At 72.6% G+C, this 25,794-nt stretch carries 25 protein-coding genes; 13 read left to right on the forward strand and 12 right to left on the reverse strand.

Annotation, left to right across the window (positions count from 1 at the left end):
• Positions 1 to 8: 8 nt before the first annotated feature.
• Together ACFY1S_RS12035 and ACFY1S_RS12040 are read left to right on the forward strand one after the other, a co-directional pair.
• Positions 9 to 647 carry an SIMPL domain-containing protein gene (locus tag ACFY1S_RS12035; RefSeq protein WP_387115880.1) on the forward strand — a complete coding sequence of 213 codons (639 nt, stop codon included), beginning with the start codon at positions 9 to 11 and terminating at the stop codon, positions 645 to 647.
• Positions 647 to 1,294 (forward strand): nucleoside/nucleotide kinase family protein, encoded by a 648-nt coding sequence (locus ACFY1S_RS12040; protein ID WP_387115883.1) that lies wholly within the window; start codon positions 647 to 649, stop codon positions 1,292 to 1,294. The genes ACFY1S_RS12035 and ACFY1S_RS12040 overlap by 1 nt, the downstream gene beginning before the upstream one ends.
• A gap of 18 nt (positions 1,295 to 1,312) precedes the next feature.
• On the opposite strand, the gene ACFY1S_RS12045 is transcribed toward ACFY1S_RS12040, so the two are convergent.
• From ACFY1S_RS12045 to dapD, 3 genes are all read right to left on the reverse strand, one after another.
• Positions 1,313 to 1,951, reverse strand: a complete 639-nt coding sequence (locus ACFY1S_RS12045; RefSeq protein ID WP_387115886.1) for a dihydrofolate reductase family protein — start codon at positions 1,949 to 1,951, stop codon at positions 1,313 to 1,315.
• Positions 1,952 to 1,960: 9 nt separating this feature from the next.
• Entirely contained in the window at positions 1,961 to 2,518 is a 558-nt protein-coding gene (locus tag ACFY1S_RS12050) for a sugar O-acetyltransferase (RefSeq protein WP_387115889.1), read from the reverse strand.
• 177 nt (positions 2,519 to 2,695) lie between these two features.
• The gene (dapD, locus tag ACFY1S_RS12055) at positions 2,696 to 3,655 is read right to left on the reverse strand and encodes a 2,3,4,5-tetrahydropyridine-2,6-dicarboxylate N-succinyltransferase (RefSeq protein ID WP_387115892.1); all 960 of its coding nucleotides are present in this window, start codon (positions 3,653 to 3,655) and stop codon (positions 2,696 to 2,698) included.
• Between the two features lie 78 nt (positions 3,656 to 3,733).
• On the opposite strand from dapD, the gene dapE reads away from it, so the two are divergent.
• Positions 3,734 to 4,807 (forward strand): succinyl-diaminopimelate desuccinylase, encoded by a 1,074-nt coding sequence (gene dapE / locus ACFY1S_RS12060; RefSeq protein ID WP_387115895.1) that lies wholly within the window; start codon positions 3,734 to 3,736, stop codon positions 4,805 to 4,807.
• 57 nt (positions 4,808 to 4,864) lie between these two features.
• On the opposite strand, the gene ACFY1S_RS12065 is transcribed toward dapE, so the two are convergent.
• Positions 4,865 to 5,035, reverse strand: coding sequence for a hypothetical protein (locus ACFY1S_RS12065; RefSeq protein WP_167517367.1), 171 nt, complete (start codon positions 5,033 to 5,035; stop codon positions 4,865 to 4,867).
• A gap of 155 nt (positions 5,036 to 5,190) precedes the next feature.
• Between ACFY1S_RS12065 and ACFY1S_RS12070 the strand changes: the two genes are divergently transcribed.
• The 7 genes from ACFY1S_RS12070 (at position 5,191) to ACFY1S_RS12100 (ending at position 16,191) form a co-directional block, all read left to right on the forward strand.
• The gene (locus tag ACFY1S_RS12070) at positions 5,191 to 6,054 is read left to right on the forward strand and encodes a TIGR00730 family Rossman fold protein (RefSeq protein ID WP_387115899.1); all 864 of its coding nucleotides are present in this window, start codon (positions 5,191 to 5,193) and stop codon (positions 6,052 to 6,054) included.
• Positions 6,054 to 6,599, forward strand: a complete 546-nt coding sequence (locus ACFY1S_RS12075; RefSeq protein WP_357988040.1) for a TIGR00730 family Rossman fold protein — start codon at positions 6,054 to 6,056, stop codon at positions 6,597 to 6,599. Before ACFY1S_RS12070 ends, ACFY1S_RS12075 begins: the two co-directional genes overlap by 1 nt.
• A 143-nt stretch (positions 6,600 to 6,742) precedes the next feature.
• Positions 6,743 to 10,177 carry an ATP-dependent helicase gene (locus ACFY1S_RS12080; protein WP_387115903.1) on the forward strand — a complete coding sequence of 1,145 codons (3,435 nt, stop codon included), beginning with the start codon at positions 6,743 to 6,745 and terminating at the stop codon, positions 10,175 to 10,177.
• Positions 10,178 to 10,204: 27 nt separating this feature from the next.
• Positions 10,205 to 13,597 (forward strand): ATP-dependent helicase, encoded by a 3,393-nt coding sequence (locus ACFY1S_RS12085; RefSeq protein WP_387115906.1) that lies wholly within the window; start codon positions 10,205 to 10,207, stop codon positions 13,595 to 13,597.
• Positions 13,598 to 13,823: 226 nt separating this feature from the next.
• Complete coding sequence (locus tag ACFY1S_RS12090) at positions 13,824 to 14,027, forward strand: cold-shock protein (RefSeq protein ID WP_007464836.1); 204 nt, start codon at positions 13,824 to 13,826, stop codon at positions 14,025 to 14,027.
• Positions 14,028 to 14,249: 222 nt separating this feature from the next.
• Positions 14,250 to 15,563, forward strand: a complete 1,314-nt coding sequence (locus ACFY1S_RS12095) for a DEAD/DEAH box helicase (RefSeq protein ID WP_387115909.1) — start codon at positions 14,250 to 14,252, stop codon at positions 15,561 to 15,563.
• A 427-nt stretch (positions 15,564 to 15,990) separates the two neighbouring features.
• Entirely contained in the window at positions 15,991 to 16,191 is a 201-nt protein-coding gene (locus ACFY1S_RS12100) for a hypothetical protein (protein ID WP_357984202.1), read from the forward strand.
• Positions 16,192 to 16,345: 154 nt separating this feature from the next.
• Here ACFY1S_RS12100 and ACFY1S_RS12105 read toward each other — a convergent pair whose 3' ends face one another.
• The 5 genes from ACFY1S_RS12105 to ACFY1S_RS12125 form a co-directional block, all read right to left on the reverse strand.
• Positions 16,346 to 16,798, reverse strand: a complete 453-nt coding sequence (locus tag ACFY1S_RS12105; RefSeq protein ID WP_357984205.1) for an Rrf2 family transcriptional regulator — start codon at positions 16,796 to 16,798, stop codon at positions 16,346 to 16,348.
• A 1-nt stretch (position 16,799) separates the two neighbouring features.
• Positions 16,800 to 17,684, reverse strand: coding sequence for an ABC transporter permease (locus tag ACFY1S_RS12110; RefSeq protein WP_387115913.1), 885 nt, complete (start codon positions 17,682 to 17,684; stop codon positions 16,800 to 16,802).
• Positions 17,674 to 18,453, reverse strand: coding sequence for an ABC transporter ATP-binding protein (locus tag ACFY1S_RS12115; RefSeq protein ID WP_387115916.1), 780 nt, complete (start codon positions 18,451 to 18,453; stop codon positions 17,674 to 17,676). The genes ACFY1S_RS12110 and ACFY1S_RS12115 overlap by 11 nt, the downstream gene beginning before the upstream one ends.
• Positions 18,450 to 19,514, reverse strand: coding sequence for an ABC transporter substrate-binding protein (locus tag ACFY1S_RS12120; protein ID WP_387115919.1), 1,065 nt, complete (start codon positions 19,512 to 19,514; stop codon positions 18,450 to 18,452). Before ACFY1S_RS12120 ends, ACFY1S_RS12115 begins: the two co-directional genes overlap by 4 nt.
• A 313-nt stretch (positions 19,515 to 19,827) precedes the next feature.
• A complete protein-coding gene (locus ACFY1S_RS12125; protein ID WP_364375095.1) occupies positions 19,828 to 20,112 on the reverse strand; it encodes a hypothetical protein in 285 nt (94 codons plus the stop codon).
• A 119-nt stretch (positions 20,113 to 20,231) separates the two neighbouring features.
• Between ACFY1S_RS12125 and ACFY1S_RS12130 the strand changes: the two genes are divergently transcribed.
• From ACFY1S_RS12130 to nudC, 3 genes are read left to right on the forward strand one after another with little or no spacing between them, the layout of a single operon-like run.
• Positions 20,232 to 21,542, forward strand: coding sequence for a M16 family metallopeptidase (locus ACFY1S_RS12130; RefSeq protein ID WP_387115922.1), 1,311 nt, complete (start codon positions 20,232 to 20,234; stop codon positions 21,540 to 21,542).
• Positions 21,539 to 22,879: a M16 family metallopeptidase gene (locus ACFY1S_RS12135; protein WP_387115925.1), complete on the forward strand. Its 1,341-nt coding sequence runs from the start codon at positions 21,539 to 21,541 to the stop codon at positions 22,877 to 22,879. Before ACFY1S_RS12130 ends, ACFY1S_RS12135 begins: the two co-directional genes overlap by 4 nt.
• Complete coding sequence (nudC, locus tag ACFY1S_RS12140; RefSeq protein WP_387115927.1) at positions 22,876 to 23,835, forward strand: NAD(+) diphosphatase; 960 nt, start codon at positions 22,876 to 22,878, stop codon at positions 23,833 to 23,835. Before ACFY1S_RS12135 ends, nudC begins: the two co-directional genes overlap by 4 nt.
• Before the next feature lie 123 nt (positions 23,836 to 23,958).
• Here the strand turns inward: nudC and ACFY1S_RS12145 are convergent, their stop codons facing one another.
• The 3 genes from ACFY1S_RS12145 to ACFY1S_RS12155 all read right to left on the reverse strand — a co-directional run bounded on the left by ACFY1S_RS12145 (position 23,959) and on the right by ACFY1S_RS12155 (position 25,738).
• On the reverse strand, positions 23,959 to 24,234 hold the full coding sequence (locus ACFY1S_RS12145; RefSeq protein ID WP_387116068.1) for a hypothetical protein: 276 nt from the start codon (positions 24,232 to 24,234) through the stop codon (positions 23,959 to 23,961).
• A 210-nt stretch (positions 24,235 to 24,444) separates the two neighbouring features.
• Entirely contained in the window at positions 24,445 to 24,684 is a 240-nt protein-coding gene (locus ACFY1S_RS12150; RefSeq protein ID WP_387115930.1) for a DUF397 domain-containing protein, read from the reverse strand.
• A 73-nt stretch (positions 24,685 to 24,757) separates the two neighbouring features.
• A complete protein-coding gene (locus ACFY1S_RS12155; protein WP_387115933.1) occupies positions 24,758 to 25,738 on the reverse strand; it encodes a helix-turn-helix domain-containing protein in 981 nt (326 codons plus the stop codon).
• Positions 25,739 to 25,794 lie beyond the last annotated feature (56 nt).

Consider the following 25,794-nt stretch of genomic DNA (forward strand, 5'->3'; position numbering starts at 1 on the left):
CTGAGGGCATGGCGGTGGACGGCCCGGTGGTGCAGGTGCGCGGCGAGGCGTACCGGGAGGTGCCGCCCGAGCTGGCGCGCTTCGCGGTCACCGCGACGGCTCGTGATCGGGACCGGGAGGTCACGTTGACCCGGCTGGCCGAGCGGGCCGCCGCCGTGCGGGTGCTGTTGGAGGGCGCCGGGCCGGTGGTGGTCCGGCGGGAGACGGGTGACCTGCGGGTGGGCCCGGAAACCCGGCGTTCGGGCGAGCGGGTGGTCGCCTGGCACGGCAGCGTCACCACCACTGTCACCGTCACCGACTTCACCGCGCTCGGCGAGCTGATGCTCCGGCTGGCCGACCAGGATCAGGTCGAGGTGGCCGGTCCGTGGTGGGAGCTGCATCCGGACAGCCCCGCGCACCGCGAGGCACGGCACGCCGCGATCGGCGACGCCCTGCTGCGGGCCCGGGAGTACGCGGAGGCGCTCGGTGCCCAGGTCACCGCGCTGATCGAGCTGGCCGACGCAGGCCCGGCCGACCGGCCGATGTTCGCCCGCGCGGCGTTCGCCGGGGGTGACGCGCCACCGGAGCTGGAGTTGGATCCGCAGCCGCAGACCGTGCAGGCGGCCGTTCAGGCGCGCTTCACCATCAGCACCCCGGTCCTGGGCTGATGCCTCCCGCTCGGGTGCTGTCCGTCGACGAGGTGGTGGCGCGGGCGTCGGCGCTGGCCGAGGCGGGTTCGCGACAACTGCTCGGCATCGCCGGTGCGCCTGGTGCCGGCAAGTCCACCCTCGCCGAGCTGATCGTGGCCGAGGTGGGGCCGGCCGCCCGGCTGGTGCCGATGGACGGCTTCCACCTGGCCCAGTCGCAGCTGGTCCGGCTCGGCCGCGCGGACCGCAAGGGCGCGGTGGACACCTTCGACGCCAACGGGTACGTCTCGCTGCTGCGCCGGCTCCGCCGCCTGGAGCCGACCTCGGTGTACGCGCCGGAGTTCCGGCGGGAGCTGGAGGACCCGGTGGCCGGGGCGATCGAGGTGCCGCCCTCGGTCCGGCTGGTGGTGACCGAGGGCAACTATCTGCTGCTTCCGGACTTCCCCTGGCAGGAGATCCGGTCGCTGCTGCACGAGGCGTGGTTCCTCGACCTGGACGCCGAGGTGCGGCAGCGGCGGCTGACCGCTCGGCACGAGGCGTTCGGGCGGTCACCGGAGCAGGCGCGGGCCTGGGCGTTGGGCAGCGACGAGTCGAACGCGGCCCTGATCACCCCCACCGCCGACCGCGCCGACCTGGTGCTTCGCCTCTCCGAACCGCCGCCGCCCTGACCCGACCGTCCGGGTGATTCACCCCGTGACGCCCCGGTCCTCGCGACTCATGTCCCCGGTGGTGGGCGTTCCCTCGGCGAGCCCGTACCGCAGGAGCACCGCACCCCTGCCCGAGGTGGCGGGTGGTTCCAGCAGTGTCAGGTTGCTCGGCACCGCGCCGCCGTCGAACACCTTCTTGCCGACGCCGAGCACGATGGGAAAGATCCACAGGTTGAGCCTGTCGAAGAGGCGCTCGTGCAGGAGGGTCTGCACCAGGTTCAGGCTGCCGATCACGTGGATGTGCTCGTGCCTGTCCCGCAGGGCGGCCACGTCGCTCACCAGGTCGGGTCCGAGTTGCGTCGAGCCGGCCCAGTCCAGGTCCGGGTTGCCGCGTGACGCGACGTACTTCGGGATGCTGTTGAACAGGGTGGCTATGCCGCCGTCGATGCCGTCGACCTGGTGCGGCCAGTATCCGGCGAAGATGTCGTAGGTCCTGCGGCCCAGGAGCAGCGCGTCCATGCCCCGCATGCCCTGTTCGACCTGTTGGCCGCCCGTCTCGTCGAACAGGGGCGCCTGCCAACCTCCGTACGGGAAGCCTTCCGGGTCCTCCTCCGGGCCGCCCGGTGCCTGGGCGACCAGGTCGAGTGTCGCGAACAGGTCGATGTGGATGGTGCCCATGCTGTCCTCCTAGTCGAGTTCGCGGACCGGTCGGGCCGGGTTGCCGACCGCTACCACGTTTGCGGGTAGGTCGCGGGTGACCACCGCTCCGGCGCCCACGACGGTGTTCGCGCCGATCGTCACTCCCGCCAGCACGATCGCGCCGCCGCCGAGCCACACATTGTCGCCGATGGTGATCGGTCTGGCGGCCTCCCACTTGTCGCGCCGAGGCGCGGGTTCCACCGGGTGCGTCGGGGTGAGCAGCTGTACGTTCGGGCCGACCTGGACGTCCGCGCCGAGGGTGATCCGGGCGACGTCGAGGAAGACGGCGTTGTAGTTGACGAAGGTGCGCGGGCCGATGCGGATCTGCCAGCCGTAGTCGCAGTAGAACGGTGGGCGGATCCAGGTGTCCTCGCCCAGCTCGCCGAGGAGGTCCCGCAGTGCGGCGAGTCGAGCCGGCGGATCGGCTGCCGGGCTGGTGTTGAAGCGTTCCATCAGGCGGGCGGCCCGGTCCTGGTCAGCGATGATCTCGGGATCGTCGGCGAGGTAGGGCTCACCGGCGAGCATCTTGTCCTTCATGGAGGTCACCAGGTCGATGATGCCGGCCGGCACGCCGCGAGTTGGCAGGTCCGTCATATTTTGGCCGTCTTTTTTGCATACCAGGTATGCATTACTGGCCGCAGTCAATGCGTCCCCACCGATATCAACGCTCGGCGTACCCCTTCCGGGTCCGCGGCGCAGTGCCGCGGACCCGGAAGGGGTGGGTCAGTCGTTGGCGTGCAGGGCGGCGTTCAGTTCGATGCCCCGGCCGGTGCGCGGCTTCGCCTCCAGCGCGCCGGTGACCGAGTTGCGCCAGAACAACAGGCCGTCGACGCCGGACAGCTCCCGCGCCTTGACGACCCGGCCGTCCGGCAGGGTGATCTTCGAGGCGGCGGTGATGTAGCAGCCCGCCTCGACCACGCAGTCGTCGCCGAGGGAGATGCCGACACCCGCGTTCGCACCGATCAGGCTGCGCTCGCCGATGCTCACCTTCTCGGTGCCGCCACCGGAGAGCGTGCCCATGATCGAGGCGCCGCCGCCGACGTCGGAGCCGTCGCCGACAAGCACGCCCTGCACGATGCGCCCCTCGACCATCGAGGTGCCGCTCGTGCCGGCGTTGAAGTTCACGAAGCCCTCGTGCATCACAGTGGTGCCGGCGGCCAGGTGGGCGCCGAGCCGCACCCGGTCCGCGTCGGCGATCCGCACACCCGAGGGCACCACGTAGTCGGTCATCCGGGGGAACTTGTCCACCCCGTACACCGCCAGGTGCCGGCCGGCCGCGCGCTCGATCACCCGCAGCTCGTCCACCCGCTCCGGCGGGCACGGCCCGGCGGACGTCCAGGCCACGTTGGCGAGCTTGCCGAAGATGCCGTCCAGGTTGAGCTGGTTGGGTCGGACCAGGCGATGCGAGAGCAGGTGCAACCGGAGGTACGCGTCGGGGGCGTCCTTGATCGGGTCGTCGAGCGAGCCGATCACGGTGACGACCTGGACGGTACGCAGGCCGGGCAGCGCCCGGTCGCCGAGCGCACCCGGCGGCAGGTCGAGCACGTCCGACTCGCCCTCACCGGCGACCAGGGGCAGCTCGCCCAGGCCCAGCTTGCCGGTCGGGTACCAGGTGTCGAGCACCTGCCCGTCTGCCGTCACCGTGGCCAGGCCGATGCCCCAGGCGGAATCTGCGGACGTCACTGTTACACCTCTCGGTCTGGGCCGCGCCGGCCTCAGCTCACTCCTCGCGCTGACAGACCTGAAGGTACCGTGCGAACCATGGAGAACCCGCTGACCCCCGAGGTCCTCGCCGATCCGGTGGCGCTGACCCGCGCTCTCGTCGACATCGAGTCCGTGTCCCTCAACGAGAAGGCGATCGCCGACTGTGTCGAGGAGGTCCTGCGCGGTGTACCGCACCTGAGCACCCACCGGCACGGCAACACGGTGATGGCGCGTACCGACCTCGGTCGGTCGCAGCGCGTCGTGCTGGCCGGGCACCTGGACACCGTGCCGCTCAACAACAACTTCCCGTCGACCATGCGCGGCGACCTGATGTACGGCTGCGGCACCTCGGACATGAAGTCGGGCACCGCGTACGCCCTGCACCTGGCGGTGACCCTGCCGAACCCGCGGTACGACGTGACGTACTTCTTCTACGAGGCGGAGGAGATCGAGTCGCGGTACAACGGGTTGAACCTGGTCGCCCAGGCGTTCCCGGAGTGGCTCGAGGCGGACTTCGCGGTGCTGCTGGAGCCGACGTACGGCATCGTCGAGGCGGGTTGCCAGGGCACCATGCGTTCGGTGGTCACCACGACCGGGGTACGGGCCCACTCAGCGCGCTCCTGGCACGGGGTGAACGCCATCCACGCGGCAGGTGAGGTGCTGCGGCGCCTTCAGACGTACGAGGCCCGCCGGGTCACCATCGACGGTTGCGACTACCGCGAGGGCATGAACGCGGTGCGCATCAACGGTGGGGTCGCCGGCAACGTGGTCCCGGACCGCTGTGAGGTCGAGGTCAACTACCGGTTCGCCCCGGACCGCACGCCCGCCGAGGCGGAGGCGCACCTGCGCGAGGTGTTCGACGGCTTCGAGGTGGTGGTGACGGATTCGGTGGCCGGTGCCCCGCCCGGGCTGGAGGCCGCCCCGGCGAAGGAGTTCCTGGCGGCGGTCGGCGCGGCGCCGATCGGCAAGCTCGGCTGGACGGACGTGGCCCGCTTCGCGGCCATGGGAATCCCCGCGCTGAACTTCGGCCCGGGCGACCCCAACCTGGCCCACCACCCGGACGAGCACGTCGAGATCAGCAAGATCCGCGACGGCGCGGCAACCCTGCACCGCTGGCTGGCCCCGGCCTAACCCCCACCCCCGCACCCCCCCGGCCGCCCGTTCGCGCCGGTGATCAAGAGGTTTGCGTCAGCCGGGCCCGTTGTCGGCGACGCAAACCTCTTGATCGGCTCCGGGTGGGGGAGGGGCGAGCAGGGGGATCGGGTCCTGCTGGCGGGTGCGGCGGCGTTCGGCCACCACATCTCGGATCCGTCGCTGCATCTGGCGACGGATCCGGATCATCTCGCTGTTGCTGATCACGCTGTCTCCTCCCCCGAAGGCGCGCGCCGGGGCATACCCGGTATGTGAATAGTAAGACGTACGAGCGAGCCGAATAGTTGCCCTTGATCGGGACTTATTTCTCAGCGTCCGCGACCCGACCCGGCAAGCACCTGGTGGAGCACTACGGTTGCTCCATGAGCGACAGCAACGGGCGGGAGGCCAGCCGCGGCCCAGCGAAGGAGCGGCACCGGGGCGCGGTGACGCTGCGGCGAGGGGCGATCCCGAGCAGCACCGCCGACCAGCGACTGCTGGATTCGCGGGGACGCGGCGACTGGAAGACCAGGGACGCCTGGCGGGCGCTACGCATCCTCTCCGAGTTCGTCGAGGGCTTCGACACCCTCGCCGACCTGCCGCCGGCGGTCAGTGTCTTCGGCTCCGCCCGCAGCGGCCCGGACACCGCCGAGTGCCGACTCGCCGAGCAGGTGGGCGGGGCACTGGCCCGGGCCGGCTATGCCGTGATCACCGGGGGTGGGCCGGGCGTGATGGAGGCCGCCAACCGGGGTGCCACCGAGGCCGGCGGGCTCTCCGTCGGGCTCGGCATCGAGCTGCCGTTCGAGCAGGGCATAAACGACTGGGTCGACCTGGCCATCGACTTCCGCTACTTCTTCGCCCGCAAGACGATGTTCGTCAAGTACGCGCAGGCGTTCGTCGTGCTGCCCGGCGGCTTCGGCACCATGGACGAACTGTTCGAGGCGCTCACGCTTGTGCAGACCGGCAAGGTGACCCGGTTCCCGGTCGTGCTGATGGGTGTCGCGTACTGGCAGGGGTTGCTCGACTGGCTGCGCGACACGATGGCCGCCGACGGCAAGATCGGCCCGGTCGACCTGGACCTGATCTGCCTCACCGACGACGTCAACGCGGCCGTCCGGCACATCGTCGAGTCCGAGGCGGCGCTCTCCGTGGAGCAGGACGCGGTCCGCGACGAGGCGGTCGCCCGCACCGGGGCCGACCAGCAGGCCGCCGCCGAGCAGACCGTCGACCACCCGCGGGAGGGCTGATGGCGGCGATCTGCGTCTTCTGCGCCTCCTCCCGTACCCTCGACCAGCGCTTCCTGGATCTGGCCACCGAGACCGGCGCGGAGCTGGCCCGACGCGGTCACACGCTGGTGAGCGGCGGTGGCTGCGTCGGCATGATGGGCGCGCTCGCGGACGGCGCCCGGGCCGCCGGTGGGCGCACCCTGGGCGTGATCCCGCAGTCGCTCGTCGACCTGGAGGTCGCCGACCTCGCCTCGGACGAACTGCTGGTCACCGACTCGATGGCCAGCCGCAAGACGTTGATGATCGAGAAGTCGGACGCGTTCCTCACCCTGCCCGGCGGGCTGGGCACGCTCGACGAGCTGTTCGAGGTGTGGACGACCGCCACCCTCACCCTGCACCGCAAGCCGATGGTGCTCGTCGACGCCGACGGCTTCTACCGCCCGCTGCTGGACTGGCTCGCCACCCTCACCGACGAGCACTTCCTCAAACCAGCGGGCCTCGGCCTCCTGACCGTGGCACCGTCCGTCCCGGCGGCCCTGGACGCGCTGGAGTCCGCCCTGACCTGAACACGGCCCTGCGTCCTCCCCGTCGATCATGAGGTTGACGGCACCGCGCCCGGCGTGTCGCGCCGCCAACGTCATGATCGACAGAGCTGGATGCGGTGAGGTTGGGGTGGGTGAGTGTCGTACCGGTTTGATGGGATGAGCTGATGCAGGCGTACCGGTTGGTGCGGCGGTCCGTAGTGGCCGCCGGCAGCGGCGCGTCTTCCGGGACCGGTCCCGCCGGTTGGCGGGCCGACCCCGTGCAGGCCGAGGTCGTCGGCCACACGGACGGGCCGATGCTGGTGCTCGGCGGCCCCGGCACCGGCAAGACGAGCACGCTGGTCGAGGCCGTCGCCGCCCGGGTCCGCGAGGGCGTCGACCCCGAACGCGTCCTGGTGCTGACCTTCGGCCGCCGGGGCGCCACCGCGCTGCGCCAACGCATCGAGGCCCGGGTGGCGCAGGACGGCCACCGGGTGCTGCGGGAGCCGCTCGTGCGCACCTTCCCGGCGTACGCCTTCGGGCTGCTCCGCCGGGCCGCCGCCGAGCGGGGCGAGCCGTCGCCGCGCCTGCTCACCGGCCCCGAGCAGGATCTGATCATCCGGGAGCTGCTGGACGTGGTGGGCGAGGAGCCCGACGACGACCCGGTCGGCTGGCCGGACGACCTGCGTCCGGCCCTGCGCACCCGGGCCTTTGCCGGCCAGTTGCGCGACCTGCTCATGCGGGCCGCCGAACGCGGCGTCGGCCCGGTCGACCTGGCCCGGCTGGGCGAGAAACTCGGCCGCGACGACTGGCCGGCCGCCGCCCGCTTCCTGCGGGAGTACGTGGCAGTGCTCGCGCTGCGCGACGTCAGCAACCGGGGCTCGATCGCGTACGACCCGGCCGAGCTGGTCCGGGCGGCCACCGGTCTGCTGCGCGACGACGAGGAGCTGCTGGCCGCCGAGCGTCGCCGCCTCGCCCACGTGTACGTCGACGAGCTGGCCGACACCGACCCCGCCCAACTGGAGCTGCTCTCGGTGATCGCCGGCGGGGGCACCTCGCTTGTCGCCTTCGCCGACCCCGATTCGTCCACGTACGCGTTCCGGGGCGCCGACCCGGCGGCGGTGGGCAGTTTCCCGCACCGGTTCCGGACCGCGTCCGGTGCGCCGGCGGCGCAGGTGCTGCTCAGCACGTCGTACCGGGCCGGACCGGAGTTGCTCGCCGCGATCGCCCGGCTGGGTCGTCGGCTGCGCGGCCCGGCGGCGCACCGCCGGCTGCACCCGCTGCCGGACGCGCCGCCAGGTGTGGTCGAGGTGCACACGTTCCGTTCGGCGACGAGCGAGGCCGCCTGGCTTGCCCACGCGCTGCGCTCCGCCCACCTGCTCGACGGTGTGCCCTGGTCGCGGATGGCGGTACTGGTGCGGTCCACCGCGTTGCAGCTGCCCACCCTGCAACGGGCGTTGCACGCTGCCGGCGTACCCACAGTGGTGCACGGCGAGGACCTGCCGCTGCACCTGCAACCGGCGGTGGCGCCGCTGCTGCTCCTGCTGCGCTGCGCCCTGGAGCCGGAGCACCTGGACGAGGAGGCGGCCGTCGCGTTGCTGCACTCGCCCCTCGGCGGTGCGGACCCGCTCGCCGAGCGGCGGCTGCGGCAGGGTCTGCGCGCCCTGGCGCTGGCCGGCGGTGACCGGCGCCCCTCCGGTGAGCTGATCGTCGAGGCGCTGCGCGACCCGACGGAGCTGGCCGGCATCGACAGGCGGTGGGCGGAGCCCGCGCAGGCGGTCGCCGGGCTGCTCGCCACCGCCCGGGACGCGGCAGCCCAGCCCGGCGCGACAGCCGAGACGGTGCTCTGGGAGGTCTGGGACGCCAGTGCCCTCGCCGAACGCTGGGCCGGCGCGATCGCCCAGGGGCGGCCGGCGGCAGGCGAGGGGGACCTGGCCCGGCGCAGGCGCGCCGAGGCGGCCGACCGGGACCTGGACGCGGTACTTGTGCTCTTCGACGCGGCGGCGCGCTTCACCGACCGGCTGCCCGGTGCCCGTACCGAGGTCTTCCTCGACCACGTGCTCGCCCAGGACCTGCCGGCCGACACCATCGCACCGACCGCCGACCGGGGCGCGGCGGTGCGGCTGCTCACCGCGCACGCGGCGAAGGGCCTGGAATGGGACCTCGTCGCGGTGGCCGGTGTGCAGGAGGGCATCTGGCCCGACCTGCGGCTGCGCGGCAGCCTGCTCGGCTCGGAGCGGCTGGTCGACGTGCTGACCGGCCGGTCCGTGGGCGGGGCGGCAGCGGCGAACGTGGTGGGTCAGACCTCGGCGTTGCTGGACGAGGAACGCCGCCTCTTCCACGTCGCCGTCAGCCGGGCGCGGCACCGCCTGCTGGTCAGCGCGGTGGCGTCGGCGGCGGTAGGCGGCGACGACCACGAGGAGCAGCCGAGCCGGTTCCTGCACGAGCTGGCCCCTGCCGCGCCACCCGCTCCGCCGGCCGCCCCTCCGCCCGGCCCGCGTACCGGCCCGCCCTCCGGTGACCCGCTCGACGGTCCCTCGTCCGGCGAGGGCGTGGTGGCGGGCGAGGACGGCGACGAGGAGCCGGACACCCCCGGCGCGCTGCCGGTGACCCGACCACCCCGGGCGCTCACCCTGCCGGCGCTTGTCGCCGAACTGCGTACCGCCATCACCGACCCGGCAGTGCCGGCGAGCCGGCGGCGCGCGGCGGCGACCGAACTGGCCCGCCTCGCCGCCGCCGGTGTGCCCGGCGCGCACCCGGACGACTGGTGGGGGCTGCGGGCGCTCTCCGACGACAGGCCCCTCGTCGACGACGGCGAGGCGGTACGCGTCACCCCGTCGGCGATGGAGAGCGCGCTGCGGTGCAGCCTGCGCTGGCTGCTGGAGCGGCACGGCGGCAGCGGCCCGACCAGCACCGCGCAGGGCGTGGGCAACCTGGTGCACGCGGCCGCGATGCTCGCCGAGGACGCCAGCGCCGACCGGGGCGCGTTGCTCGACTACGTGGCCGCCCGCTTCGACGCGATCGAGTTGGCCGCCCGCTGGATGGCCGGCCCCGAACGGGAACGCGCCGAGGCGATGGTCGACAAGCTGCTGCGCTGGCTGGCCACCAACCCGCGCCGGCTGCTCGCCATCGAGCACGAGTTCGCCGTCCGGCTGGACGACCCGCACCGCCCGGTCGACCTGACCGGCCGCGTCGACCGGCTGGAGGTCGACGAGGCCGGCCGGCTCGTGGTGATCGACCTGAAGACCGGCAAGTCCACGGCGGTCACCGGCAGTGAGCTGGCCGAGCACCCGCAGCTCGGCGCCTACCAGGCGGCGGTGGAGGCGGGCGCGTTCGCCGAGTTCGGTGACGAGTCCGGAGGCGCGGCGCTGGTGCAGCTCGGCACGTCCGCGAAGGACGCCCGGGAGCAGAACCAGCCGGCGGCGGGCGAAGGCCCGGCGGCCGGCTGGGCGACCGCGCTGGTCCGGCGCACCGCCGATACGATGGCCGCTGCCACCTTCGCCGCGGTGGCCAATTCGAAGTGCCGGGTCTGCCCGGTGCGCACCAGCTGCCCGGTCTCCGGGCAGGGGCGCCAGGTCGTCGAGCCGCCGACCGTCCGACGCGCCACCGAGGGCGAGGAGTGAGCCGGTGTCAGGAGTCGAGGCGACACCGTGACCCAGCCCACCCTGTTCGGCGCCGGCCCCGCGCCGACGCCCCGGCTCGCCGACTCCGGCCCCCGGTACACCCCTGTCGAGCTGGCGAAACTCCTGCGGCTGCCGGCACCCACCCGGGAGCAGGCCGCGATCATCGCCGCCCCGGTGGAGCCGCTGCTGGTGGTGGCCGGTGCCGGCTCCGGCAAGACCGAGACGATGGCCGCACGGGTGGTCTGGCTGGTCGCCAACTCGTACGTGCGGCCGGAGCAGATCCTCGGGCTGACCTTCACCCGTAAGGCCGCCGGCGAGCTGGCCCACCGGGTGCGTACACGGCTCGACCAGCTGATCCGCCGACTCGGCAGGCAGGGCCGCGACCCGCTTGACGACCCGCTCGCCGGCGAGCCCACCGTCTCCACCTACCACTCGTACGCCGGGCGGATCGTCACCGAGCACGGTCTGCGGGCCGGCTACGAACCGTCCACCCGGCTGCTCACCGAGGCGTCCCGCTGGCAGTTGGTCGACCTGCTGGTGCGCAACTACGACGGTGACATGTCCGAGGTGGACCGGATGCCGAGCACCATCACCGACGCGGTGCTGGCGCTCGCCGGGGAGTTGGACGAGCACCTGGTCGCCCCGGACGAGCTGGCGGCGTGGACGGGCCGGTTCTTCGCCGAGGTGCAGTCGCGGCCGGGCCGGGTGTACGCCGACGTGCGTAAGGCCCTCGCCCTGCAACAGACCCGGCTGCGCCTGCTGCCGCTGGTGCGGGCGTACGCCAAGCGCAAGTTGGACTTCGAGGCGATGGACTTCGCCGACCAGCTCGCGCGGGCGGCGCGGGTGGCCCGGGACCATCCGGCGGTGGGCGAGATCGAGCGGGACCGGTTCCGGGTGGTGCTGCTCGACGAGTACCAGGACACCAGCCACGCCCAGGTGGTGCTGCTCAACGCGTTGTTCGGTGGCGGGCACCCGGTGACGGCGGTGGGTGATCCGTGCCAGTCCATCTACGGCTGGCGGGGGGCCAGCGCGGGCACACTGGAACGGTTCCCCACCGAGTTCGCGCGGTCCGACGGTCAGCCGGCGCGGGCGCTGGGGCTCACCACGAGCTGGCGTAACCGCCCCGAGATCCTCCGGGTGGCGAACGCGCTGTCCACCCCGTTGCGCGCAGCCGGAGCCCGGGTGCCGGAGCTGCGCTCGGCGCTCACCGTCCTGGACCCGATCCCGCACCGCAGTCCCGGCGGGGCGGCGGGCGGCACTGTGCACTGCGCGCTGCTGCCCACGTACGCCGACGAGGCGGCCTGGATCGCCGACAGCGTGCTCGCGGCCTGGCGTGGCGCGGCCCGGATGCCCGGCGCGGCGCCCGAGCACATCCCTGTGGCGCAGCGACCGACGACTGCCGTGCTGGTCCGGGTCCGCAGCCAGATACCGGCGATCGAATCGGCGCTGCGGGAGCGGGGCCTGCCCGTGGAGGTCGTCGGGTTGGGCGGCCTGCTGGACACTCCCGAGGTCCGCGACGTGGTGTGCACGCTGCGGGTGTTGGCCGACCCGACCGACGGCGCCGCGCTGCTGCGGCTGCTCACCGGCGCCCGTTGGCGGATCGGGCCACGGGATCTGGTGGCGCTGCACCGGCGGGCCCGGGCCATCGCCAACGCCCGCCGGCAGGTGGCCGCCGACGAGACCCCGGAGATCACCCCCGACCTGTTGGACGAGGCCACCCTGGTGGAGGCGCTTGCTGATCTGGGGCCGGCGCAGGCGTACTCGGCGGAGGGGTTCGCGCGGCTGCGCGCGTACGGCATGGAGTTGGCGCTGCTGCGCTACCGGCTGGACCAGGCGCTACCGGACCTGATCGCGGACATCGAGCGGACCATCGGCCTGGACGTGGAGGTGGCGGTGCGGGCCGGCCGGGACGGCGCGGGTGACGCCGGCCTGGCCCGGGGCCACCTGGACGCCCTCGGTGACGTGGCGGCCCGCTTCAGCGGCGAGACGCCGGGCGCCACCCTGTCCGGCTTCCTGTCCTACCTGGCCGCCGCCGAGGACGAGGAACGCGGCCTGACCCCCGGCGAGGTCGAGGTGGTCGAGGGCGCGGTCCAGGTGGTGACCGCGCACGCCGCGAAGGGCCTGGAATGGGACGTGGTGGCGGTCGCCGGGCTGTGCCGCGGGTCGTGGCCGGGGCCGGCGCGCAACTCCGATCACTGGCTGGGCGGGCTGGGTGTGCTGCCGTTCCCGCTGCGCGGCGACGCCGACGGCCTGCCGGAGCTGATGCTCGACGAGGCGGGGGACCAGCGGGCCGTGGCCCGGGCGGTCACCGACTTCACCGACGCGTGGCGGGCGCACGACGAGCGGGAGGAACGCCGGCTGACGTACGTGGCGGTCACCCGCCCGCGCCGGCTGCTGCTCTGCTCGGGCTACTGGTGGGGGGAGGGCACGAAGCGGCCGCGCGGGCCGTCGGTCTTCCTGCGCGAGGTGTACGACGCCTGCCTGGACGGCGGCCCGGGGCACCTGGTCGACGTGTGGGCGCCCGAGCCCACCCCGGACGCCACCAACCCGACGGCCGAGGTGGTGCTCCGCGCGGAGTGGCCGGCCGACCCGTTGGGCGGTCGACGGCCGGCGCTGGCCGAGGCGGCCGGGTTGGTCCGCCGCCTGATGACCGACGGCCCGGCTGCGGTGGCTGTCGGGCCGGTCGGGCCGGTGGTCGCAGCGACGGAGCCGGAGCCCGATCCGGAGGTGGCGCGCTGGCAGCGCGAAGCTGATCTGCTGCTCGCCGAGCGGGCCGAGCTGACCCGGCTCTCCGGCGCGGTAGAGGTGGCCCTGCCGGGGCAGTTGAGCGTCACCCAGCTCGTCGCGTTGCGCAACGACCCGGCGGCCCTGGCGCGTACGCTGCGCCGTCCGGTGCCCGCCGAACCCAACCCGTACGCCCGTCGGGGCACCGCCTTCCACGCGTGGCTGGAGCAGCGCTTCGGGGCCGACCGGCTGCTCGATCTGGACGAGCTGCCCGGCGCGGCGGACGCGGACGCGGCACCGGACGAGGCGCTTGTGGAGCTTCAGGAGCGCTTCCTGGCCAGCGAGTGGGCCGACCGGGCACCGGTGGAGGTGGAGGTGCCGTTCGCCACGGTGATCGCCGGGGTGGTGGTCCGGGGCCGGATGGACGCGGTCTTCGCCAGGCCTGGTGGTCGGTTCGACGTGGTCGACTGGAAGACGGGTCGGCAGCCCACCGGCCCGGCGGCGCAGGTGGCGGCGGTGCAGTTGGCCGTGTACCGACTGGCCTGGGCGGAGCTGGCCGGGGTGCCTGTCGACCGGGTGGGCGCGGCGTTCCACTACGTCCGCGACGGGGCGACGGTGCGCCCCACCGACCTGCTGGATGTGGCCGGGCTCACCGCCATGATCGCCCAGTTGCCCGAAGATTCCGCCCAAGCTTGACCGCTGGCGGGAAAACCGTGGTAGGTTGATCGGGTTGCAGTTTTGGTTACCAGAGACTCTGTGTGCGCCTGGCGGGATTGTGGCCCCAGGCGCTCTTTGTTGTGTCCGGAGTTCTCCGGGCGGGGCGACCAGAAGCGACAGGCGATTCGCGCATTCCCGCGCGGAGCGCTCCTCTTCGGGCGCGCAACAAGTGCGCGTCCGACGTTCCGTCAAGGAGACGAAACACATGGCTATTGGCACCGTGAAGTGGTTCAACGCTGACAAGGGCTTCGGCTTCATCACCCCGGACGGCGGCGGCGCTGACGTCTTCGCCCACTTCTCGGCGATCCAGTCCTCCGGCTACCGGAGCCTGGACGAGAACCAGCGGGTCGAGTTCGAGGTGACCCAGGGCCAGAAGGGCCCGCAGGCGGAGAACATCCGCCCGCTCTGATCTTCGGATCGGTCAGCATTACCTGTCGCGCCCTCCGGGTGTGACGGTGACGGGACCGGCCCGCCCCGCCGCCGCCTGCCTCCGCAGGCGGCGGCCCGGCGGCGGGCCGGCCTGTACTCCAATCGGTTCGTGCTTGTGAGTCCTGGCTGCCTCTGGCCGCCGGTGACAGCGCCGATCTCGGCGCCCTCCCTCGACACGTGCCGCGTCGAGGAAGGCTTCCGCATGACCACAGTTATTCCTTCTTTCGCTCATACCGGGCTGGCACCGGCGCTGCTCACCGCGCTGACCGCGCAGGGCATCACCGAGCCGTTCCCGATCCAGTCGGCGACGCTGCCCGACTCGCTCGCCGGCCGCGACGTGCTCGGCCGGGGCCGCACCGGCTCGGGCAAGACGCTCGCCTTCGGGCTTCCGCTGCTCTCCCGCACCGCCGGCCGCAAGGCCCGCCCGGGCCGTCCGCTGGCCCTGGTGCTGGTGCCTACCCGTGAGCTGGCCCAGCAGGTCACCACCGCGCTCGCCCCGTACGCCCGCGCCGTCGGGCTGCGCTGCGCCACAGTCGTCGGCGGCCTGTCGTTGCAGCGCCAGGCGGACGCGCTGCGCGCCGGCGCCGAGGTCGTCGTGGCGACCCCCGGCCGGCTGCACGACCTGATCAACCGTGGCGACGCCCGGCTCGACCAGGTCGAGATCACCGTGCTGGACGAGGCCGACCAGATGGCCGACATGGGCTTCCTGCCGCAGGTGACCAAGCTGCTGGAGCAGGTCGCGCCGCAGGGGCAGCGGATGCTCTTCTCCGCCACCCTCGACGGTGGCGTGGACCGGCTGGTCCGCCGCTTCCTGAGCAACCCGGTCACCCACTCGGTCGACCCGGGCACCGCAACGGTCACCGCGATGACCCACCACGTGCTGCACGTCGACGCGGTCGACAAGCCCGACGCGCTGACCCGGATCGCCGCCCGCGAGGGCCGCACCATCCTGTTCATGGGCACCAAGCACCGCGCCGACCGGCTCGCGCGCCAGTTGCTCGCCAAGGGTGTACGCGCGGCCGCGCTGCACGGCGGCAAGTCCCAGCCGCAGCGCACCCGCATCCTCGAGCAGTTCCGCAACGGCCAGGTGACCGCCCTGGTCGCCACCGACGTCGCCGCCCGGGGCATCCACGTGGACGGCCTGGACATGGTGGTCAACGTGGACCCGCCGACCGAGGCGAAGGACTATCTGCACCGGGGTGGGCGTACCGCCCGGGCCGGCGAGTCCGGCAGCGTGGTCACCCTGGTCCTGCCCGAGCAGCGCCGGGACGTGTCGCGGCTGATGGCCGTCGCCGGCATCCGGCCGGAGTCGGTCCAGGTGCGCCCGGGCGACGGCGCGTTGGCCCGGGTGACAGGTGCCCGCGAGCCGTCAGGTGTGCCCGTGACGATCGCCGCGCCGCCGGTGGCTGCCGGTCGAGTACGTGCCTCCGGTGGCTCGGCCGTCGACGGTGCCGCCCGGCCCGCGCACCGCGCGTCGGGTCGGTCCCGCCGCCCGCGCCGCCCCCGTACCGTCTGATCTTCCGCACTTCGACCGACCCGTTCCGCCTCGGCGGGGCGGGTCGGTTTCGTCTGTCTGGGACGCGGCGGCGGTCGCACAGGCGGCCAAGCCGCGGGCACCGACCCTCGTGACTCCCTTTGCTCTGCTTCAACCCACGCAACGGGCACTGTCCGGATAGCGGACGGATGGTGTTGCGTCCGTTGAAGCAGAGCAAAGGCGACGGGCAGGGTGGCGGCGCCGACCCTGGTCCCGGTCTGTCGCCAGGAGCGATGAATCGGCGTGCGGAGACGACGCTGTGGCCGGTCGGGTCAAACCGCCCGACTGCACATCCGAGTCGGTAATCAGCCTCGGTGCGGTCGGCTGGCCGACTGCGCCCGCACCCCGGGTGGCCGAAGCTGGCCAACGGGGGCAGCCGGGCGGGGGGCCCGGCACGGGAGGGGTGACCATGGCGGGCGAAGCCGGCTCGGGGGCGCTGCGCGAACTGATCCTGGTGGTCGCCGTCGCGCTCGCCGGGTTGTTGCTCGCCATGGTTGCGGCCTTCGCACCCTGGCATGCCACCCCGGCGGGTAACGCTCCCGCCGGTCTGGTGGAGCTGCGCAGCCCCGGCGACCCGGGCTCCGGCCCGACCGTCGCACACCGGGGCTGAGCAGCGACCGGCCGACCGGTGCCGGCGGAGGGGCAGGCCCGGTCAGGATCGGTACGAGGTGTGGTCGGGCCGGCGGGGCACCAGCCCGACCACACCGCCTCCGCCTGTCGTTGCCTCCGCCTCGCCCAAGGATCGTGCTCGATCTCGCGGTCCTTCAGGGCGTGCTGCGGGCGTGGCCGCTCGGGTCGCGGGTGAGCAGGTCGGTCAGGCTCGTGCTGTCGACGACTGTGGCTATCGCCCCGTGCACCGCCAGCCAGACGTCGGTGAGCCCGGCGGCCACCCCGTGGTAGCCGGCCCGCTCGGCCGGCAGGCCGCGCACTGTGGTCAGCGAGCCGCCCACCGCCCGCAGCACGTCCCCGACAGTGATCTCCGCGGCTGGTCGGGTCAATGCGTACCCGCCCTCGGCGCCACGGTGGCTGTGCAGCAGTCCGGCGCGGCGCAGGTCGAGCAGGATGCCCTGGAGGAAGCTGAGCGGGATCTCCTGCACCTCGGCCAGGCTGGCCGCCTTCACCAGCTCGCCGGCACCGCCGTCGCCGTCGCCCTCACTGGCGGCGGCGACGGCGAGCATGGCCCGGAGCGCGTAGTCGCTGCGCGCGGAGACGTACACGTCACTGACCAGCCTGGTCCAGTACGCCCCAGCGCCGCCGGATCGCCTTGTCGGCAGCCCCGAACGCGGCATCCACGACGAGGCCGAGCACCAGGATGACGATCATCGTGGAGAGCAACCAGGGCGCGTCGGACAGTTCGCGGGAGTAGGTGAGCTGCGCCCCGAGCGAGGTCTGCGAGATCCCGACGACGATCAGCTCACCGGCCATCAGGCTGCGCCAGGAGAACGCCCATCCCTGCTTGAGCCCGGCGACGATCGCCGGGAGGGCGGCCGGAGCGATGACGTACCGGTAAAGGTTGAGCCCTCGGGCACCGAGGTTGCGTCCGGCGCGCAGCAGCAGCGGCGGTACGTAGTCCACCCCGGAGATCACCCCGTTCGCGATGGACGGTGCGGCGCCGAGCACCACCACGAAGAAGATGGCCTTCTCGCTCAGCTCGAACAGCAGGATGGCCAGGGGGAACCAGGCGATCGAGGGCATGGTCTGCAACGCGGTGATCATCGAGCCGATGGCGGCCCGCAGGACGGTGGACCGGGCCACGGCGAGGCCCAGGAGCAGGCCCACCGCGACCGAGAAGACGTACCCGACGGCGGCCCGACGAAGCGTGGTGAGCAGACCCTCCCAGAGTTGCGGTCCCTGGGCCTGGGCCGCCAGCTCGCGGCCGACCTCCAGTGGCCCTGGCAGCGAGTACGGCGGTTTCCACCCCGACCAGACGACCAGCTGCCAGGCCAGGATGGCGATGGCCAGCGCCGCGAGCTTCGGCCAGGTCGCTGCCCAGAACCGCGCGCCCCGGGAGACCTCCTTGTCCCGGCCGGCGATCTCCAGGGCGTCGAGGCCGGAGATCTGCGCGTCGGTACGCGCCGCGCTGGTGAGGGTGTCACTGGCCATGGCGGCCCACCTCCGTGCGGAGCCGTTCGGTGACCTCGGCGGCGATGGCGGCGACCTCGGGGGAGTCGATCCGTCGCGGGCGTGGGATGTCCACCTCGGCGGAGTAGATGATCCGGCCGGGGCGGCTGGAGAGCAGGATGATCCGGTCGGCCAGCCGCGCGGCCTCGCGGACGTTGTGCGTGACGAAGAGCACCGAGAGTTTGCGCTCGGACCAGATCCGTTCCAGCTCGTCGTGCAGGATGTCGCGGGTCATCGCGTCGAGCGCGCCGAACGGTTCGTCCATCAGCAGCACCGGGGTGTCCAGGGCCAGGGTGCGGGCGAGCGCGACACGTTGCCGCATGCCACCGGACAGCTCGTGCGGGCGTTTGCGGCCGAAGTCGCCGAGGTGCACGGTCCGCAGCAGTTCGGCGACCCGCTCGCGTCGTTCGGCCCGGGGCAGCCCGCGAAGCTTGAGGGGCACCTCCACGTTGCCGTCGACGGTCAGCCAGGGGAACAGCGCCGGCTCCTGGAACATCAGCCCGGGGTTGGCGTCGCCGGCCAGGGCGATCTGTCCGCCGCTGGGCCGGTCCAGCCCGGCGACCAGGTTGAGCAGTGTGCTCTTGCCGCAGCCGGAGGCGCCGACCAGGCAGACGAACTCGCCCGGCGCGACGTTCAGGGACACCCCGTCCAGGGCCAGTACGGCGTTCGCCCCGCGTCCGTACACCTTTGTCACGCCGGAGAGCGCGACCGCGGTGGTCGCGCTCTGCGGCGTCGTCGTGGTCGACGTCATGGTTGGGTGACCTCGGGCTTGCCGGCCGCCTTGAGCGCGGTGTTGAGGTACTTCAGGTCGTACAGGCCCTTGAGGTCGACCGGTTCGGTGAGCCCCACCTCGACGGCGTGGTCGAGGCCGGCCTTGAGCGAGGTGGCGATCGGGTCGTTGGTGAACTCCAGCGTCGGCCACGCCTGCTTGATCAGCTTCAGGTCGAGCGGCTTGCCGGTGATCTTGCCGATGGCGTCGGAGATCGCCTGCTGGGCCTCGTCGGGCTTGCTGTTGACGAACTCGTTCGCGGCGACCTGGCCGTCGACCAGCTTCTGCACGACGTCCGGGTGCGCCTTGAGGAACTTGGTGCTGACCAGCAGGTTGGTGATGACGAACTTCTTGTCCGGCCACAGGTCGCGCTCGTCGACGAGCACCTTGCCGCCGGCGTTGACCAGGCGGGACACGAACGGCTCGGGCACCCAGGCGCCGTCGATCGCGCCGCTGTTGAACGTCTCCACCGTCTGGGCGTTCTCCTGCGGGACGATCTTGACGTCGCCGCCGCCCTCCTTGGTGGTGGTGAGCCCCTGCTGCTTGAGCCAGTAGCGGATCGCCACGTCCTGGGTGTTGCCCAGCTGCGGGGTGGCGATCTTCTTGCCCTTCAGGTCCTGGACGCCGGTGATGCCCGGCTTGACCACCAGGGCCACGCCGCCGGACGCCGCGCCGGAGACGACCCGGACGGCCTCGCCCTTGGACTTGGAGAACGCGTTCACTGTCGGGTTCGGACCGATGTAGGTGGCGTCGAGCGCGCCGGAGAAGACGGCCTCGATGGCGGCCGGGCCGGCGTTGAAGGTCTTCGGGTCCAGCTTGACGTTGCTGCCGAGCTTCTCGGCGAAGATGCCCTTTTCGACGCCGACGACCGCCGGGGCGTGGGTGATGTTGGGGAAGTACCCGAGGCGCAGCGTGACCGGACCGGAGCTGCCGCCCGAACCGTCGCTGTCGTCGCCGCACGCGGCGGTGCTGCCCAGGGTCGCCGCGCCGAGGGCGGTGAGGGTGGCCAGGGTGACCAGCCGGCGCAAGGGAAGCCGTCTCATCGTCCATCCAATCCGCAGTATTCCTACTTAGTTGGTAGGAAGAGTGGGCCAGGCCAGGGCCAGCGTCAAGACCCATCCACATGCCGGGAAGGCGCGTCTCAGATATGTCGGTATTTCCTACCTGTTCGCTAGGGCAGGCGGGGCGACTTGATCGATGAGCTTCTTATGGTTCCTGCCCACCTTCGGAGACGGCGACCAAGTAGGCGCCGGCGCCGAGGTGCTGCCCCTCGTCCACGCCTGGCGCGAGCCTGCGGGAGATCGCGCAGGCGCAGTACGCCTCAGGTGACGAGCCCACCCGCCTAAATGGGCCGGGTCATTCCTCGGTGGTGGAGCGGTTGTGCACCACCAGTTCGTCGATCTCCAACCGGCCGACACGCAGCTCCCGCACGATCGCCTGGCGGATCGCCAGCCGCCCGATGGCCAGCGCCCCGACGGCGACGGCCCCGAAGGCAAGCGCCCCCACGGCGAGCGCACCGAGCGACGCGGCGCCCGCAGCCCGCGCGCCGACAGCCTCCGCGCCCGCGACGCGCGCGCCTGTCGCCGCCGCGCCGTTCGCGCGCGCCCCGGTCAACCGCATCAGGCGTACCTCTCGCTTCATCCGCCCATTGTCCCCGTACCGCAGGCTTCCCGCCGGTCGCGGACGCCAATCCACCGCGGTGGCGGCGGCTCCGTGGAGGTCGCCGGTGGCGCGAGTTCCGACGCGCTAGGGTCAGTCCCGTGGCGGCGCGGAGATCCAGAATTCCAGCGACGAAGTACCCGGTCGAGCGGTTCACCCTCGACAACGGCCTGCGGGTGGTTCTCACCCCCGATCGCAGTGCTCCGGTCATCGGGGTGGCGGTCGTCTACGACGTCGGCATCCGTTCCGAGCCGGAGGGGCGTACGGGCTTCGCCCACCTCTTCGAGCACCTGATGTTCCAGGGCTCGGAGAACCTGGAGAAGCTTGCCCACTTCCGGCACGTGCAGGGCGCCGGCGGCACCTTCAACGGCTCCACCCACCTGGACTACACCGACTACTTCGAGACGCTGCCGAGCAACGCGCTGGAACGCGCGCTGTTCCTGGAGGCCGACCGGATGCGCGGGCCCCGACTGACCGAGGAGACCCTGCGCAACCAGGTCGACGTGGTCAAGGAGGAGATCCGGGTCAACGTGCTCAACCGCCCGTACGGCGGGTTTCCGTGGCTGACGCTGCCGCCTGTCATGTTCGACACTTTCCCCAACGCGCACGACGGCTACGGCTCCTTCGACGATCTGGAGTCGGCGACTGTCGCCGACGCTGCGGACTTCTTCCGCCACTACTACGCCAGCGGCAACGCCGTCCTGGCCGTCAGCGGTGACATCGACGTGGCCGAGGCCACCGAACTGGTCACCCGACACTTCGGCGACGTGCCGGCCCGCCCCGCGCCGAAACGACCCGACTTCACCGAGCCCGACCTGACCGCCGAGCGGCGCACCTCGTACACCGACAAGCTGGCGCCGCTGCCGGCGGTCGCCGGGGCCTGGCGGGTGCCCGACCCGATCACCGACTTCGCCGGGTACCTGCCGTACGTGGTGCTCGCCGAGGTGCTCACCGACGGCGACGCGTCGCGGCTCGTCGAGCGGCTCGTCCAGCGCGACCGCTCGGTGACAAGCCTCGGCGGTTACCTCGGTTTCATGGGTGACCCGTTCGACGTGCGGGACCCCACCGCGCTGCTGCTCCAGGCGCACCTGCCGCCCGGCGGCGACGTGGACAAGGTGCTGCGCACCCTCGACGAGGAACTGGACCGGCTGGCCACCGACGGCCTGACCGACGGCGAGCTGGCCCGTACCCAGGCCCGGATGGCCACCCACCTGCTGCGCGACACCGATGCGGTGCTCGGCCGGGCGTTGCGGATGGCCGTACTGGAACAGCAACGCGGCGAGCCTGGCCTGCTCAACGACCTGCCGAAGCTGGTCGGCGAGGTCACCGAGGAACAGGTCCAGATCGCCGCCGCCGCCCTGCGACCGGAGCGCCGCGCCGTGGTCGAGGTCATCCCCGGAGGTGCCCGATGAGCGCGACGACCACCACCGCTCCGCGTACGCTGCCCGCGCTCGGCCCCAACCGCAAGCTCAAGGTGCCGAAGCAGGCCGAACGCACGCTGCGCAACGGCCTCACCGTGATCGCGGTACGCCGGCCCGCCGTGCCCCTTGTCGAGCTGCGTCTCTGGATCCCGTTCGGCCGGGCGAACCTGGCCCGCGGTGCGATGCTCTCGCAGACCATGCTCTCCGGCACCGGGTCGATGACAAGCGTGCAGATCGCCGCCGAGTTGCAGAAGGTGGGCGGCGGGCTCTCCGCGGGCGTCGACCCGGACCGGCTGATGCTCTCCGGCGCCGGCCTGGTCACCGGCCTGGACCGGATGCTGGAGCTGCTGGCCGAGGTGTTGACAGGCGCGAGTTACCCGACCGACGAGGTGACCACCGAACGGGACCGGCTGGTCGACCGGATCCAGGTGGCGCAGAGCCAGCCGGCGCACCTGGCCCGCGAGGCGCTGCTGAAGCGGATCTACGGCCGGCACCCGTACGCGACGCAGACCCCCGAGCCCAACCAGATCCGCGCGGTCCGGCCGGCCGCGCTGCGTACCCTGCACGCCGAGCGGGTGCACCCGACCGGCGCGCAGTTGGTGCTCGTCGGCGACGTGCAGCCGGAGAAGGCGCTGGACGCCGCCGAGCGGGCGCTCGCCGGGTGGACCGGTGCCGGGCGTACGGCCGAGCTGCCGCCGACACCGCCGCTGGAGCCGGGGCCGCTGCTGCTTGTCGACAGGCCCGGCTCGGTGCAGTCCTCGCTGCGTGTCGCGCTGCCGGCCGTGTCGCGCACCGATCCCGACCACGCCCCGCTGCAACTGGCCAACCTGATCTTCGGCGGCTACTTCTCCTCCCGCTGGGTGGAGAACATCCGCGAGGACAAGGGCTACACGTACGGGCCGCACTCGCTGATCGAGCATTCGGTGGCCGGGTCGGTGCTGGTCGCCGGCGCCGACGTGGCGACCGAGGTCACCGGCCCGGCGTTGCTGGAGACGACGTACGAGCTGGGCCGGTTGGCATCGCTGCCGCCCAAGCCCGAGGAGCTTGAGCAGGCACGCCAGTACGCCCTCGGCACCCTCCAGCTCGGCATGTCCACCCAGGCCGGGCTCGCCGCGCTGACCAGCGCGTACGCCGGCAACGGGCTGCGCCTGGACTTCCTCGCCGAGTACGCGTCGAGGTTGGCCAAGGCGAGCATCGACGACGTCGCGGAGGCGGCGGCCCGCTACCTGGCGCCGTCCCGGGCCGCGCTCGTGGTGCTGGGTGACGCCGAGCGGGTCACCCCGGGGCTGTCCGCGCTGACCACGATCCGTACCGAGTCGCTGCCGTGAGCGGGGAGGCGGCGCCACCCCTGGCCCGGTCGACACTGGACCGGGCCGCGCACCGGCGGGGCGACTCGCAGTGGCTGACCGAGGCCTGGTTGCGGGGGCGGATCCTGCTGCTCGACTCGACCAACGAGGGGCGGACGCTGGCCCGTGCCGGCGCGTCGCCTCCGACGCTCGTGCTGTTCGGCGCGGCGGACGTGCCGGCCGGGTCCGAGGCGATGGCGATGTTCCTCGGCGTCGAGCCGGACGGGGTGCCGGTCTTCGCGGTCGACGCGCCGCTGCCGGCGTTGCCCGGCACCCGGGCGGTGAACCTGCGCGAGGTGGGGCACCTGCTCGCCGACCGGGAGGCGGGCATCTTCACCACCGCGTTGGCGCTCGTGAACTGGCACACCAGGCACGGCTACTCGGCGAGCACCGGCGCTCCGACGGCGATGGACGAGGCTGGTTGGTCCCGGGTGGACCGCAACGGCGGGCGGATCTGGCCGCGTACCGACCCGGCGATGATCGTGCTGGTGCACGACGGGGTCGACGGGCCGGACGGTCGCTGCCTGCTCGGCAACAACGCCGGCTGGCCGGGCACCCCGGGTGGTAGGCGTTACTCCTGCCTTGCCGGCTACGTGGAGCCGGGGGAGTCGGCGGAGGCCGCGGTGCTGCGCGAGGTCCGCGAGGAGGTGGGCATCGCCGTCGAGCGGATCGGGTACGCGGGCAGCCAGGCGTGGCCGTTCCCCGGCTCGCTGATGTTGGGTTTCCTGGCCACCGCAGACCCGGAGGACCCGGTCCGGGTCGACCCCTCGGAGATCGCGTACGCCCGGTGGTTCTCCCGCCGGGAGATCGGGGCGGCGCTGGCCGGGCGGACCGTCGACGTCGGCGACGGGGCCCGGCTGATCCTGCCGCCAGCGTCGTCGATCGCGTTGTTCCTCATCCACCGCTGGCTGGACGGCTGGGTGGACGGCGACCGGTGAGCACGGTCCCGACCCGTGGCCGCCGTTGCCGCGGCGGTCACGGGCCGGGAACACGGGCCGTCGTGGTCGAAGGCAAGGAACACGGCGGGGGAGCCGATCCGACCACGACGGACGTCTGGTGGGTCAGGGGCCGGTGCGGCCCGGTCTGTGTCGGAAGGCGGTGCGGGGCTCGCTGAGCGGCAGGACCTTGACGCGTTGCCGGCCGGCGCGGACCGCGCCGACGGTGGCGAGCGCGCGGGCCAGCAGTAACGCCGCGTCCCGGTCCTCGGCGTGCACGATCTGCCGGCGCGGCTCAGGCTGGGTCGTCTCGTCGCGGAGGCGGTGGCCGTCCGCCCAGGCGGCGGCGAGGTCCCCGTCGGCGAAGGCGCGGATGTCGGTGCGAACGATCAGGAACCGCATGAGGGTCTCCGGATGAACCGCGATGAGCCAGTGTGGAAGTTCCACGTACCCGAGAGCCCATGTTACGCCGCGTATTCATCTCAGCAACTGAAACGCGCCTATTGGTTTCGAGCCTCGTCCGATCAACCGATGGCTGCTCAGCGGGGTTGGCCCCGCGTACGACAGCGGGGCCGCCGGCGATTCGCCGACGGCCCCGCTGCGGTCACCGGATCAGCTCAGATCGAACTGGCCCTTCTTGGCTCCGCTGATGAAGCCGAGCCAGCCTGCCCGGTTGAACAGCAGCACCGGACCACCCCGGTCCTTGCTGTCGCGCAGCGCGACCGCCGACGGGCCGGTGCCCAGCGGGGCGACCTCGACGCAGTTGGAGGTCTGGCTCCGTGTGCTGGTACGCCACGGGGCGTCCGCGAACGAGTGCGCGGAGACGGACGGCGTGTTGCGGATGTCGTTCATGGTTCTGCTCCTGGTGTGAACCGATCCGATGGGACGAGTGGTGCCGCACGCCCCGACGGAGGTCCCCCGTGGATCACCGATCCGTCAGCCGCCCCGCAGCTCGGCGGCGTTGAGCCGGCGCCGTTGCCGGGCCGAACGCCACTGTGGATGGAGGCGCCGCCTCGGTCAGCCGTCCCGTCGCCTCGATCAGCCAGGAGAGGGTGTCCGATTCGTTAAGTGCCGCCGTGCATAACCACTCGAACACCACTTTATAGCGATTTAGAGCGATTGCCTCGGACGACATGACGTCGGTGAAGCCCCCTTCGATGGCCAGCGTCTCCGGATCGAGCGGATCGGCGAACCGATAGAGGGAGAACGCGGTCGGCGGAAGGTACCAATCGCCGATCTGGGTGTCCCGCAGCAGCACGTGCAGCGTCACGTTGGGCAGGAGGGCCAGATCGCAGAGCTGGAGCAGCTGCTCGTGCAGCACCTCGGGCGGCCCCGCGCGGCGACCGAGGGCCGCCTCCTCCAGCACCGCGGTGTAGCGCGGAGCGTCGGGCTCCCGGGTCAGCAGCGACTGGCGGGCCAACCGCGCCTGCACCTCGGTCTCGGGTTCGTCGCCGGGCTCCGGTTCGCCCGCCCCGGCGCCGACCCGGCGGGCCGAGACGATCCGCACCTGGGCGTACCCGGGCGTCTGCAACAGCCCGGGCACCAGCACGGGGTTGTACTCGGAGATCTCCGCGCAGCCCGCCTCCAGCTCCGCCCAGCTGCGCTGTTGCAGGGTCATCACCGGGAAGTTCTTCAACCAGCCCCGCATGTCGCCGGCCTCGCCGGTGATCCCGAGCAGCTCCTCGCGCAGCGCCGCGTCGGCACCATAGAGGTCGAGAAGGACGCCCACGTCCTGCGGGTCCGGACGACTGCGCCCGTTCTCCAGTCGGGACAGTTTGGACGCGGAGGCCCAACCGATCCGCTCGATGACCTGGTCACCGGTGAGGCCCGCGGTCTCGCGCAGGCGGCGCAACTCGACGCCCAACCGGCGACGACGCAGGATCGGGCTGGGTGCGGCAGGAGGCACGGTGTCCTCTTTCCCGTCGACCGACGCAGACGCGACGGTAACTGTATGAAATTCGG

This window comes from Micromonospora sp. NPDC000663 (assembly GCF_042898105.1).
Taxonomy (GTDB): domain Bacteria; phylum Actinomycetota; class Actinomycetes; order Mycobacteriales; family Micromonosporaceae; genus Micromonospora.